The sequence below is a fragment of the Candidatus Endomicrobiellum pyrsonymphae genome (assembly GCF_020328025.1).
Taxonomy (GTDB): Bacteria; Elusimicrobiota; Endomicrobiia; order Endomicrobiales; family Endomicrobiaceae; genus Endomicrobiellum; species Endomicrobiellum pyrsonymphae.
Window position 1 is genome coordinate 1 of sequence record NZ_JAIXMZ010000039.1, and the last position, 12,197, is coordinate 12,197.

General features: G+C 34.7%; 12 protein-coding genes, 1 tRNA gene and 1 pseudogene. 3 read left to right on the forward strand and 11 right to left on the reverse strand.

Annotation, left to right across the window (positions count from 1 at the left end; all coding sequences use genetic code 11):
* Positions 1–107, reverse strand: a pseudogene (locus LE180_RS04370) (PCRF domain-containing protein); the annotation flags it as partial.
* A gap of 216 nt (positions 108–323) precedes the next feature.
* On the opposite strand from LE180_RS04370, the gene LE180_RS04375 reads away from it, so the two are divergent.
* Positions 324–399, forward strand: a tRNA-Val gene (locus LE180_RS04375).
* A gap of 413 nt (positions 400–812) precedes the next feature.
* Here the strand turns inward: LE180_RS04375 and rlmB are convergent.
* The 6 genes from rlmB to aroE are packed head-to-tail and all read right to left on the reverse strand — an operon-like array spanning position 813 to position 5,640.
* Positions 813–1,577, reverse strand: coding sequence for a 23S rRNA (guanosine(2251)-2'-O)-methyltransferase RlmB (rlmB, locus tag LE180_RS04380; RefSeq protein ID WP_374134249.1), 765 nt, complete (start codon positions 1,575–1,577; stop codon positions 813–815).
* A gap of 19 nt (positions 1,578–1,596) precedes the next feature.
* Positions 1,597–2,988, reverse strand: a complete 1,392-nt coding sequence (gene cysS / locus LE180_RS04385; protein ID WP_374134250.1) for a cysteine--tRNA ligase — start codon at positions 2,986–2,988, stop codon at positions 1,597–1,599.
* Complete coding sequence (gene ispF / locus LE180_RS04390) at positions 2,985–3,473, reverse strand: 2-C-methyl-D-erythritol 2,4-cyclodiphosphate synthase (protein ID WP_374134251.1); 489 nt, start codon at positions 3,471–3,473, stop codon at positions 2,985–2,987. Before ispF ends, cysS begins: the two co-directional genes overlap by 4 nt.
* A 4-nt stretch (positions 3,474–3,477) precedes the next feature.
* Positions 3,478–4,143, reverse strand: a complete 666-nt coding sequence (gene ispD / locus LE180_RS04395) for a 2-C-methyl-D-erythritol 4-phosphate cytidylyltransferase (protein ID WP_374134252.1) — start codon at positions 4,141–4,143, stop codon at positions 3,478–3,480.
* Positions 4,144–4,147: 4 nt separating this feature from the next.
* Positions 4,148–4,810, reverse strand: coding sequence for a PIN/TRAM domain-containing protein (locus LE180_RS04400; RefSeq protein ID WP_374134253.1), 663 nt, complete (start codon positions 4,808–4,810; stop codon positions 4,148–4,150).
* Between the two features lie 17 nt (positions 4,811–4,827).
* Positions 4,828–5,640: a shikimate dehydrogenase gene (gene aroE, locus LE180_RS04405; protein WP_374134254.1), complete on the reverse strand. Its 813-nt coding sequence runs from the start codon at positions 5,638–5,640 to the stop codon at positions 4,828–4,830.
* A 286-nt stretch (positions 5,641–5,926) separates the two neighbouring features.
* Between aroE and LE180_RS04410 the strand changes: the two genes are divergently transcribed.
* On the forward strand, positions 5,927–7,378 hold the full coding sequence (locus LE180_RS04410) for a phospholipase D-like domain-containing protein (protein WP_374134255.1): 1,452 nt from the start codon (positions 5,927–5,929) through the stop codon (positions 7,376–7,378).
* A gap of 36 nt (positions 7,379–7,414) precedes the next feature.
* Here the strand turns inward: LE180_RS04410 and LE180_RS04415 are convergent, their stop codons facing one another.
* The 4 genes from LE180_RS04415 to LE180_RS04430 all read right to left on the reverse strand — a co-directional run bounded on the left by LE180_RS04415 (position 7,415) and on the right by LE180_RS04430 (position 11,346).
* Positions 7,415–8,248: an RNase H family protein gene (locus tag LE180_RS04415; protein WP_374134256.1), complete on the reverse strand. Its 834-nt coding sequence runs from the start codon at positions 8,246–8,248 to the stop codon at positions 7,415–7,417.
* Entirely contained in the window at positions 8,241–9,440 is a 1,200-nt protein-coding gene (locus tag LE180_RS04420) for a DNA recombination protein RmuC (RefSeq protein WP_374134257.1), read from the reverse strand. The genes LE180_RS04415 and LE180_RS04420 overlap by 8 nt, the downstream gene beginning before the upstream one ends.
* A gap of 584 nt (positions 9,441–10,024) precedes the next feature.
* The gene (locus LE180_RS04425) at positions 10,025–10,915 is read right to left on the reverse strand and encodes a PD-(D/E)XK nuclease family protein (RefSeq protein WP_374134258.1); all 891 of its coding nucleotides are present in this window, start codon (positions 10,913–10,915) and stop codon (positions 10,025–10,027) included.
* Positions 10,916–10,920: 5 nt separating this feature from the next.
* Entirely contained in the window at positions 10,921–11,346 is a 426-nt protein-coding gene (locus LE180_RS04430; RefSeq protein ID WP_374134259.1) for a hypothetical protein, read from the reverse strand.
* A 4-nt stretch (positions 11,347–11,350) separates the two neighbouring features.
* Here LE180_RS04430 and LE180_RS04435 point away from each other — a divergent pair, with 4 nt between their 5' ends.
* Positions 11,351–11,545: a hypothetical protein gene (locus LE180_RS04435; RefSeq protein WP_374134260.1), complete on the forward strand. Its 195-nt coding sequence runs from the start codon at positions 11,351–11,353 to the stop codon at positions 11,543–11,545.
* Positions 11,546–12,197 lie beyond the last annotated feature (652 nt).

Here is a 12,197-nt window from a genome sequence, read left to right on the forward strand (position 1 = left end):
ACTCTCTGAACTCTGTGTGCGCCTCTTTCAAATTTAAAATAGCGCCATACTCTGTCACCATTTACTTCAAACACAACTTCTTTAAAGCCGCCAAGACCAGTTGGAGAAAGAGGTGGAGAGATCGCTGGCGACGAGGGCGGAGGTGGTGGCGGCGGCGGAGGAGGATAAGGCGAGCGACGGCGAAGGAGAGTAAGTAGTAGTAAAGACGGCGATAGCGATAACGCAGATAATGCGTAGCAAAATAGTTTTAATGTATGCGGTTTGACAGGATATTGTAAATTTGATACCTTAGACGTGTGTTTGTTTGACTCACGTTTCGTAACGGGCAGTTAGCTCAGCTGGAAGAGCATTTCCCTTACAAGGAAGAGGTCGCAGGTTCAAGTCCTGCACTGCCCACCAAGCATATCAGTAAAACAGAACAAGAATGAAATTCTTCAAATCTGTTTTAGCGCTATTGATAGTATTTTCAATTTCTTTTTGCGCTCAAACGCAGTTTCCGGGCAGTTCCATAACTCCTAAAAACAACATCAAGAATCTTCAAGAATCCGTTTCAGTAGCTCGAAAATATAACTCAAAATGAAATTAGATAAGTCGAGCTCGCCATTTCATACAAATACAGATTTCTGGAAATTAGTTCTGCCTGCAAAAAAAGATTTAAGAAGAGAATATATTGATTTGTCAGAAATGGATGTTGAGAAAGTTACAGGAAAAGGTTTGGTAAAACTAGTATGGAGATATATACAGTTTGACAAAGCAATCATATGGACTGCTTATAGTAAGGATGTCGAGTATTATTGCAACTGTACTAAATTTTATCTGCGAGTTTTTGATATTTCGTACAAAACTACCGCAGCGGCGCAAGACGCATTAAGCGAAGAAATAGTGTCCCTTTGTTGGATTGAGATTAAAAAATCACAATTTTTCTTCGTTAGACTGTGAATACCAAAACCCTCGCTACCTATTATTATTGCCAAAGGAAAAGGTAAGGTTACCTCTTCCAACACTTGCCCACTCTTTTCAGACCCGGCTATCCAAAAGTTATTTTCTTTTAACAAATCTATTGCCTGATTTATATTTGCAACTTTTGATATTGCAATGTGTTCTATCGCTCCGGCAGAAGCTTTTGATACAGTTTCATTAACGCCAACCGCTCTCCATTTTGGGATTATAACACCGTCTGCCCCGAAAGCCACACAATTTCTTATAATTGCTCCAAGATTATGAGGATCTTCTATACCATCCAATATCACAAGCAAAGGCTTTGGCGACTGTTTTACTTTGATGATTAAATCTTTCAATTCTATATATTCCATAGGAGAAACTTCTGCCACTATACCTTGTGAATGTTCAGAAAATCTATCAAGTTTTTCTGGTGGAACATTATGTATAGCTATCCCTTTTTGTTTTGCAAGATTAATAATTTCCGTAATCGCAGTACCGCGAGTTGTTTGAGAAACCATTAATTTATTGACGCTACGCTTGCCTGCTTTGAGAAGTTCTAGTACTGAATTACGCCCACAAACAATGTTGTCTAATTGTTCTTGAGCATTATGATGATGCTTATTCTTATTGTACACTTAAAATCCTTAACCAAAACTAGATTTTTTTTACTAGAACTGAGGAACCGTCTCTATTATCTACTATTTTATAACCCTTTTCATCTATAAGCTTTCTGAACCTATCGGATTCAGTCCAGTTCTTATTTTTTCTCGCTTCGTTTCTTTCGTTTAAAAGTTTTTGCAAGCTCTCGTCGCTTTTATGTTCTTCAGGAAGCGCAAGACCCAAAGAATTCTCAGAAAAATCCTCAAAAAGTTTTCTTAATTGAGAAAGTCTATCTGTACTTGCGGTAAACAACTCGTTCAATATGATGTTTTTTAATTCGTGAAAATACGATAATGCTTTTTCTGAATTAAAATCATCGTCAAGAGCTTTCAAAAATGTTTCTTCTATATCCAACAAATCTTTATCAGTTATACTGAAAGCCATTTCTTTAGAAGAGGAAATAAGCCTCAGATAAGCATCATCTATCCCTTGTAGAGTATTTTTTGCAGCATCTAAACCTGCATCAGAAAAATCTAACGGACTTGAATAATGCTGTGTTAAAAGATAATAACGTACTACGCGCGGATTATATTTCTCAAAAATTGTTTTCAATGTGAAAAAATTGTTTAAAGATTTTGACATTTTCTCTTTATTAATTGTAACAAAACCGTTGTGTATCCAATATTTAACAAACTGTTTTCCAGTTTTAGCTTCGCTTTGAGCAATTTCATTTTCGTGATGAGGAAATATCAAATCTTGTCCGCCACCGTGTATATCTATAGTGTCGCCAAGCAATTCCGACGACATTACCGAACATTCAATATGCCAGCCCGGTCGACCCTTTCCCCACGGACTTTCCCATGCAATTTCTTGAGGTTCGTTTTCTTTCGTTTCTTTCCATAGAGCAAAATCAAACGCTGAATTTTTCTCGGCGCGAACGTCCACCCTAGCGCCGGCTTTTAAATCGTCAAGTTTTCTTTTCGACAATTTTCCATAATCTTTAAACTTTTCAACAGAAAAATAAACATCGCTGCCAACCTTATAAGCAAACCCTTTGTCAGCTAAAGCCATAATGAACTTGACGATTTCAGGTATCATTTGCGTAACGCGAGGATATATTTCAGCTTTTAAAATATTTAATTTATCGGTTTGGGTAAAATAATCGTCAATATAAATCTGAGCAAGTTCTGACGGCTTTATCTTCTTTTCCTGCGCCCTTTTTATAATTTTATCATCAACATCTGTAAAGTTTTGTATATGTTTTACTTGATAGCCTCTTTTCAAAAGGTGCCTTTTTACAGTATCAAACACAACATAAGCTCTTGCATGCCCTAGATGCGCCTCGTCATAAGGAGTTATTCCACATACATACATGGATACAAAATTCTTCTTTTGGGGTTCAAATTCTTCTTTTTTATTTGAGAGAGTATTATAGATTTTTATCACTGATACGCTTCCTTATTCCTAACGATGGATGCAATTGCCATGGCGACCATACCTTCACCACAACCAAGAAATCTCATTTTTTCATTAGTAGTTGCCTTTATGCCGATTCTTTCTTTTTTTAGTTTAATCGCTTCTGAGATATTTTTTTTCATTTCATCAATAAAAGGATATATTTTTGGAACTTCAGCCACCACTGTAATATCAACATTGTTTATACAAAACTTCTTCTTCTTTAACTCTTTATAAACAATTTCCAAAAGAGAAATACTAGATATATTTTTATATTTAGAATCCGTATTCGGAAAAAAATGTCCTATATCGTTTAATCCTGCGGCGCCGAGTAACGCATCCATAAGAGCGTGTATAAGAACATCAGCATCGCTATGACCATCAAGCCCTTTTAGACTCTTTATTTTAACGCCGCCCAACACAAGATTTCTGCCTTTTTTGAATCTGTGAACATCGTACCCAAAGCCTATATACATATCGCTACATCCTTTTGTTTAAGAGTTTTTCTGCAAGATCAAAATCTTGTTTTGTTGTTATTTTAAAGTTTGGAAATTTTGTTTCAATGGCAAAAACTTTCACATTTAGTTTTTCTATAAGTTGCGAATCGTCGGTAGTTCTAGCTGAGATTTTCTTCAAATAAGCTTTTTTAATAAGATGGGATTCAAAAATCTGAGGCGTTTGCGCATTTCTCAAAACAACCCTATTCAAAGTTTTTAATACTCTATTACTCTCTGACACCAGCTTAATGGTATCTTTTGTTTTCTCAACCGCGATAGCTGCTTTCGTTTTTTCCGCTTCTGTTAAAACAGCTAAAATATCATTTTTAGAAATGAGAGGTCTTGCTGCATCGTGCACAGCAACAAAATCTATATCATTTGTAACGAGGGCAAGCCCATTTCTTACGGAATCGAATCTTTTTTCCCCGCCCGCAACGCATTCAAAAGCATTTTTATATTTTAAAGTTAAAGCGCGCATCATGTATGAAGGGACAACTAAAATTATCTGCTTGAAACTTTTTATTGCAGCAAACGCATTAACGCTCCACAAAAACATAGGTTTGCCGTTGAGTTTCAGGAATTGTTTAGGAATTTTGTTTTCAAACCTTTTGCCGGAGCCTGCTGCCACTATTATTACAGCATTTTTCATTTGTCTATCCTAAAATTTTTCCAAAAATGATTTTCCCCGTTGAAGTAAACATTGCAGAAGTAATAGTTAAAACAACATTTTTGCCAATAAAATTTTTTCCGTTTTCTGCAACAATTATTGTTTTATCGTCAAAATATCCTATGGCTTGATATTGTTGCGCGCTATCTTTAACCAAATGTACGCGCACTTTTTCTCCGGGCAAAAACAAAGGATACACAGCGGCTTCTAAATCATTAATGTTTAATACCTCTACGCCATACAAAGATGCCTTTTTATATAAATCAAAATTTTTTGTTATTATCTTCGCTTTGGCATTTTTTGCAAAATCGATAATCTTTACTGAAGCTTCGCCGCCACCATTTAGATTTAACTTAACTATTTTTATATTTACAACATCGGATTTTTGTAGTTTATCGATTATTGACAATGCCCTTTGCGAACGACTGCGTTGAACTTTATCAAGAGACTCTGAGATATGCTTTAATTCGTCCACAACAAACGACGGAATAATCAAATCTAAAGATAAAAATTTTGCGCTTACTATATCGCAAATCCGCCCGTCCATAAGAACACTGGAATCAACAATGGCAAATTCCTTGACAGTTTTTTTTCTCCTTAATAAAAACACAACTGAAACTACTGCCAATGCCAAAAACACAATAAACATAAACTTTTACCTTGTTATTAAATAAATTTCTTTAAAAGATTGTTGGCAATTTTGGGATATTTGCCTGTCCATATTTCAAAAGCAGATGCCCCTTGACGTACGAGCATACCTTCACCAGTAAATATTTTTAAACCTTTAGCTTTTGCAAATTTTACAAAGGGCGTTACTTTATTGTAAATTAAATCGTACACTATCAAACTTTGTTTTACTTTATCTGCAACAAACGGAAAACTATCTTCTTTTTTCATTCCGCAAGAGGAACAATTAATAAGCAAATCTATTTGTGAAAGCAGTTCTGACACTTTGTTCGTGTCAATGCTTTTCATTTTAAATGTCTTTGCAAGATTCTGAGCGCTTGCCAATGTTCTGTTTGTTATGTATATGTCCTTTGCCTTAGCATTTTTTAAAGCATACGCTATTGCTCTTGCTGCTCCTCCTGCGCCTACCACCAAAACATTTTTATTGTTTAAATTAATTTTTTTTGCATCTAAATCCTGAATAAATCCTAAATAATCGGTATTATATCCACGCAATTTATTATCTTTAACAGCAACTGTATTTATGCTTCCTATTTCTTTAGCAGCTTTGTCTATAAAGTCAACATATTTCATTGCTTCAATTTTATAAGGAACTGTTATATTGAATCCATGAAATTTCAGAATCTTTAAAGATTCTATTGTTTTTTTGAGGTTTCGGGAATCAGGCTCAAACGAAAGATAAGCGCAATTTAACATTTCCTTTTTAAACCACTCGTTATGCATCTGTGGAGAGAAGGAATGTTTTACCGGATAGCCTAAAATTGCAAATAATTTTGTTTCTGTGTTTAACATTGTAATATTCATTCTACAATAAAGTCTATACGCTTATCAAGATTTCTCTCGTGTTTTTATCAGACGAAACAAAAATACCAAAAATTCTTGTCGCTGAGCGCATTCGCGCTCCAAGGCGGTGCAACAATTACAAATCAAAATTCAAATTGGGTAAGTGCTTTATTATTTTTTCGATGTCTTTTTTAAATGATTTGAATTGTAATAAACAGACGTAACAGCTATTGATAAAGAAAGCTAACTTTGATAGTATGTGATTGTAGTGTTTTTGCAATGATTACGGATGATTATGAATATATTTTCAAACTTTATCAATTCTGATTTACGCACTGTTGTTGCAGCAAGTCTTTACATAACTTTGTCCGTAGGAACGAGCGTACATATACTATTCTATAAAGACGATATTAAGAGTTCTATAGGATGGATTGCGCTTGTTTTTTTATCCCCTTTTATTGGCACAATGCTGTACATCTTTTTGGGCATTAACAGAGTAAGAAGGAAAAGTATTCGCCTAAGAAAAAACATGGGCTTATCTGAAAAATACTCGGAAGAGATGATTAAAAATATTTTTGAAAGTTTCCCTGTAAACTACAAGCAATTTATAACTTTTGGACACAACACATATCATCAAAATTTTGTTTTTGGCAATTATGCAGAGCCCTTGCAAAATGGCGTTGAAGCTTATCCGGAAATGATAAAAACCATAAAAATGGCAAAAAAGGAAGTTCTGATTTCAAGTTATATTTTTGATTGTGACAGTGAAACAGATAAATTTTTAGAAGCTCTGAAAATTGCCATAGAAAACGGAGCTGAAGTGAAGGTCTTGATTGACGGCATAGGCACTTTAAAATTCTTTCATCGTTCTATAGAAAAAAAACTTGCAAAAATTAAAGGATTGCGATATGGCATATTTCTTCCTCCTTACATTCCTGTGGCAATGCCGTTTGTAAATTTAAGAAATCACAGAAAGATTATGATAATAGACGGCGAAACAGCTTTTTTTGGAGGTATGAATCTTTCCAAAAAAAATATTTTAATTGATGATTTAAAAAACGGTATTTTAGACCTTACTTTCAAAATCAAAGGTCCCGTTATAAGCCAGATATATGAAGTATTTGAATGCGATTGGGAATTTGCTACCGGTCATAAATTTGAATCGTTATATAAAAATATATCAACCGCTCAGTCCGAAAAACTTGCAGCAAGAATAATACCTGACGGACCAGACAATAAAGATGGAATAATCGAACTACTAGTTCATGGAGCAATCAATGCCGCAATAAAAAAAATTCTTATAGTAACGCCTTACTTCCTTCCGGAAAACAATATTCTTACAGCTGTTGAAATGGCTGCAATGAAAGGCGTTGACATTGAGATAATAATTCCCGAGAAAAGCGATTATAACTTTATAAACCGCGCGGTTGAATCTAATTTTTTACGTTTAATTAATTGTGGCGTAAAAATTTACAAAACACCGCCACCGTTTGATCATAGCAAAATCTTAGTAGTTGACGATGAGTGGGTTTTTGTAGGTTCGGCAAATTGGGACGTGAGAAGTTTTAAACTCAATTTCGAATCAAATATAGAAATTTTTAGTAAGAGTTTGGCAGAAAAACTCACCGCTATTGCAGAAACAAAAAGAGAGAATGCGAGACTTATTACGGCTACTGAATGCAAAAATTTTACATTTTTACAACGTATTAGAAATAACGCATGTAGGCTTTTAACGCCTTACGGTTGAACAATGAAACGAAATATGTTTCTATAGTTAAGCAACTTATATATTAGACTTTGTCTTCTTTATCTTATTCTTTCGTACGTTTGTAGTCGGATGAATTAGAAGCGAAGAGCTAAACTCCGTAGGAACGACAGATAGAACACATGGCGCCGTTTCGTGAGTATTTTCAGTTTTCTGCGACGACTGTGTGGCTTTTTTGGCTAGAAAATCCGCTCTATCGTTTTTGGTGTTTCCAGTGTGGCTTTTAACATGTCTCCATTCAATTTCAGTCGGCACAGTTTGAAGAAAGTTTACATATTCCATTGAGAGACTGTTTCTTGCTTTCCATTTACCATTTGTAAATTTTTCTATGCCCTCATAATCGTAATTAATTCTTACTTTTTTGACATTATTTTTACTACACCACTTTAATGTTTCTATTACAGATTTTAACTCTCCCCCAAACTGTCTAAATTGAGTATCCGCAACGCTTCCTGAAAGTTCAGCTTTTATCTCGTCGCCCAAGTAAATAACTGCGCCGTAACCTGTAACGCCTGAAATATATGAACCGTCAACAAATGCTTCGAAGATGCCACTGTCTGACGAATAAGTTTCAAAATCGTTTAATTTATTCCAAGTTGATTCAATAATAGAATTTGTTTTTGGGTTCGTAATTTGTCTTTTTAAGGAATAAGTTTTTTTTGATGGTTTATAGTAAAGTGATAATTTCCCTTCAAAAATTCCCTTCGAGCTAACGCTAATTCTTACAAGATAATCTCTAAAAGAATCGTTGTCAAAAAAAACATCTATGTTTTGTTTTTTCAATTCATTTTGCAGCTCTAAAGTTTTTTTTTGTAGTTCTATTCTACACACTGTCATTTTCATTTCACTCATCGCGTTTTACTCCGGAGTCTATAGTTTTTAATAGTTCTTCGGGTATTTCTTTTTTTGTCGAAACTCCAAGCTCTTTTAGTTTTTGCGCTCTTTCTATAAGGCTGTCCCCTGTTTTGTCAGAAGAAGAAAGTCTCTTTATGGCTTCTTGAGTTTTGTCTTTTGCTTCCGATAGTTTCTTATCAGCTTCCATTAGAGTATGTAAAAATGTTACAAACTTATCGTATAAGTTACCGCCTTGCTTTGCTATCTCAAGCACATTTTTCTTTTGATATTCTTGGTGCCATATACATTCAATAGTTTTTAATGTTGCCAAAAGCGTTGAAGGTGTTACAATTACAATATTTTTTTTAAATGCGTAACCGATAAGTTCAGGCTTTTCCATAAGCGCAAGAGAAACGGCTCCATCTATAGGTACAAACATCAATACATATTCAGGATGATTAAGATTTTCAATGTTGGCGTAATCTTTATCAACAAGCTCGTCTATGTGTTTTTTTACGCTTGCAACGTGCTCTTTTAAATATATTTTTTTATCATCTTCGTTCTGAGAATTATAATATTTTTCATAAGAGGAAAGAGAAGTTTTTGCGTCTAATACAATATGTTTATCATCAGGCAGATTTACTACATAATCTGGTATTTTTGTACCGTCAAGAGTGTTTTTAAATTGTTTTTGTGAGACGTAATTTACGCCTTTAAGCATACCTGCATATTCAAAAATTCTCTCGAGAGTAAGCTCGCCCCATATTCCTTGAAGTTTGTTCTCTCCCTTTAAAGCTCCTGCAAGATTGTTTGCTTCTTCGCTAACTTGTTTGTTAAGACTAACTAGTTTTTCTAATTCTTTTTGCAATCCTGACATTTTCTCAGCTTCATATATTTGAAGATTTTCAACTTTGTTTTTAAATTCATCAATTTTTGTTTTAAACGGAGCAACTACGCTTTCAAAAGAAATTTTATTTAAATCTGTAATTTTTGAATTTTTACCTTCTAACACTTTTGATGCAATATTTTCAAACTCTATCTTGATATTATTGCTAAGTTGTGTTTGGTTAGTAATAGCATCTGTTAAGTTGCTTATTTTTTGTTCTTTAGTGGCATTATCTTTTGATACGGATAGATATTTTCTTACAAACAAACAAGCGCCTACGGCAACACCAAGTAAGAATGTTAAAATTAAAACCAATATACCCATAAATAATCCTAATATAGTCAAGTCGCTTCAAGTTGCGCCAGTTGTGGTTTTGCGAGGAACTAAATGACGAAACAATCCAGCATCGTTGTCGTCCATAGTTTTTTGTTTATCGCATAACTAGGGATTTTACATAAAAAAAAGACCTTTGCCAATATCGCTGTAGAAGCAGATATTGCGACAATTCTTTTCTTTTTATCATAGGCTCTGTATAGCAAAATAATGAAAACGGATATCGACGTAACAAATAAACAGAAAAACAATAGGTCTTTTAAAGGCAAAAGCGCCAAAACATAAATATCCTATCAGAGGAATGATAATACACAGAAAAATCAGCGGTTGTCTAATATGTTTTTTGTTGATTTTTATATATGCTGTTTCTGCCGCTATGAAAAAGAAAACATGTCCAGCATAAAAAAAATAAGTTTGTAATGAAAAATAAACTTTCAGAATGAACTGCGCCGTAAAACACACTAAGGCAAAACACAGAATCGATACTATAATTGCCTAAAGAATATGAAGAGAACGAAGCCCAGCGGCAAGAAATTTTGATACTTTGAAAAGAACGGACAATATCTTGCTACATCTTAAAACTTATTTCCGGAACAAATTTCTTTATAGTTGCAATAGTTACAGAAAAAAGTGTTTCCGGTTAGCGTAAATTCTTTTTTGTCTTTAGGAATATTTTTTTCTATATCTATAAGGTATTCATACATATCTTTTGTTTCTGTTTCTACAGTGTTTGCAAATTCTGAAATCGCAGAATCATTAATTTTAACGCTTTTTTCGTTGTATTGAGGATAAAGATAAACTATCATAGAGACAATATCTGCAGCATTTTTGCCAAAATGATAATTTGCCCAAAGTGAATAACCTGTGAGTTGCCTTGAATGCTTCTTCTCATCAGCTTTACCAGTTTTCCATTCCATTATATATATTTTATCATCAATAGGAAATAAAAAATCAACTTTACAAAAAGCTTTGAAACCGTTTATTCTTGTTTCGCCAAAACCGTCAGGTTCTATAACCCATTGCGAGCTTTGAGGAACGGCATTTCTTTCTATCCATGAAAATCGTGGACTGTTTAGAAAATTTTCTAATACACTTTTTATTTTTGTATAAATTTCTGAGGCAGAAACAATTTCGCCTTTGTAGTAATGCTCAAAAAAGGTTTTTGAGTTGCAATACTTTTCCGTCATATTGAAAGCATATTTAAAAAATTTATCCTTGTTTATTGGTTTTGCGCTTATTTGAAATCTTTTTAACATGTCCTTTATAATATCGTGCGCAATGTTTCCGGTTTCAAGCGCTCTAGATGTTAAACTTTTTAAAAATTGTATTTTTTCAAGCGGTATGTCCTTATTAAATTTTGCATAATAGTCATAAAAATACTGTCGCTTGCAATTAGAAAATCTATCGTATCTTGATACAGACCACCCTAAAATATCAGTGTATTTAAACTTTTTTATATCGTTCATTTTCGTTATAACGTCTCCTTATTATTCAGAATTATGCCACAGCATACTGAAAATTTATGTGCCAGTGGCAGACATTTGCCACCAATTATTTTCAGAAACTCCTCATCCGTCGGCATCCGATCCAGATCGTTATACGCCCGGTTATACGCTTCCACCGCCTCCGTCGTACATACATCGTTGCGTAGTAACAATTGCTGCTTACTATTCAGTGCACCCAGGCCTCCATTTTCGGATATAGTTCTCTCAATGTTGCTACGCAGCGCATCCATCGCTATTTTCTTGCGAGACGGGCTGGAAGACGAATTCGTAGCTTCTTCCGCAAGGCGGGCGTTCTTTACATAGTTGATCTCTATGTTCAGTACATCTTGTGGAATATCTGCATATTGTGCATAATGACTTGAGTTTCGTAGCCTTTCCCTGGCGGCAGCCACATCTATGTCTTCCTCGCTGGGAGATGTTGATGGTGGTGTTGGCGATGATGACGATATTAATGATAATGGTGACGCTGGTGATAACGATGGTGACAATGATGACGGTTGTGATGAAGAGCTGGAGGACGAGCTGGAAGATGAGCTTGAAGACGAACTAGAAGAAGAGCTTGAAGATGAACTAGAGGACGACGACGGATAGGGGGTGCGGGAGACAATGAGTCTTTGGTCGTTACGTGATAATAGTGAGGTTTTTCGTCTAATGAGTGGTTCGTGTAATTGCTCAACTGTTTGCTGTGCCTTTGCGGGCGGTTCATTAAGAGCGGAGGGTTTAGGTTTAAACCATTGACACCCTTTATACAAGACGTACCCTATTGCAAGAGTTCCTAGCGTCGCCAATGTCGCTCTTAGTGGCGTTACTTTAACGGTAGTTAGTTCATAGTCACCAAAGTCTCTTACGGCACTGCACCATTTATGTTTATCGCAGAACGAAGGGGGAGGTGTTACCACCTCTCTCTTCTTTTTCTCTCTTTCTGTCATCTTAACTTCTTCAACTTTAGTATTTCTATTGAACCCGTTAACTTTGTTAGACTTATTGGGTGAGCATGCCGAAAGGAGCAGAGAAAGGCAAACAAACAAGCCTACACATCTTTTTAAACGTAATGTCATCATATTATGATATTATGTCTTCCTTTTAAGAGTGATGTCATCATACTATTTCCTATTTTGTTTTTATCTATCGGCTTTGATAAATTTAGATTTAGAGATTATAGCAAACGAACAAGCTTACACATTTTTTTAGTTGTAATGTCATCACAACTAAAATATCAGTGTATTTAAACTTTTTTATATCG

Excerpts from the sequence above, each read along its gene's own strand:
- LE180_RS04435 (WP_374134260.1), top strand. The coding sequence starts at position 11,351 with ATGTCTTCCTCGCTGGGAGATGTTGATGGTGGTGTTGGCGATGATGAC.
- LE180_RS04420 (WP_374134257.1), bottom strand. The coding sequence starts at position 9,440 with ATGGGTATATTGGTTTTAATTTTAACATTCTTACTTGGTGTTGCCGTA.
- ispD (WP_374134252.1), bottom strand. The coding sequence starts at position 4,143 with ATGAAAAATGCTGTAATAATAGTGGCAGCAGGCTCCGGCAAAAGGTTT.
- LE180_RS04425 (WP_374134258.1), bottom strand. The coding sequence starts at position 10,915 with ATGAACGATATAAAAAAGTTTAAATACACTGATATTTTAGGGTGGTCT.
- LE180_RS04410 (WP_374134255.1), top strand. The coding sequence starts at position 5,927 with ATGAATATATTTTCAAACTTTATCAATTCTGATTTACGCACTGTTGTT.
- LE180_RS04400 (WP_374134253.1), bottom strand. The coding sequence starts at position 4,810 with ATGTTTATTGTGTTTTTGGCATTGGCAGTAGTTTCAGTTGTGTTTTTA.
- aroE (WP_374134254.1), bottom strand. The coding sequence starts at position 5,640 with ATGTTAAACACAGAAACAAAATTATTTGCAATTTTAGGCTATCCGGTA.
- LE180_RS04415 (WP_374134256.1), bottom strand. The coding sequence starts at position 8,248 with ATGAGTGAAATGAAAATGACAGTGTGTAGAATAGAACTACAAAAAAAA.
- ispF (WP_374134251.1), bottom strand. The coding sequence starts at position 3,473 with ATGTATATAGGCTTTGGGTACGATGTTCACAGATTCAAAAAAGGCAGA.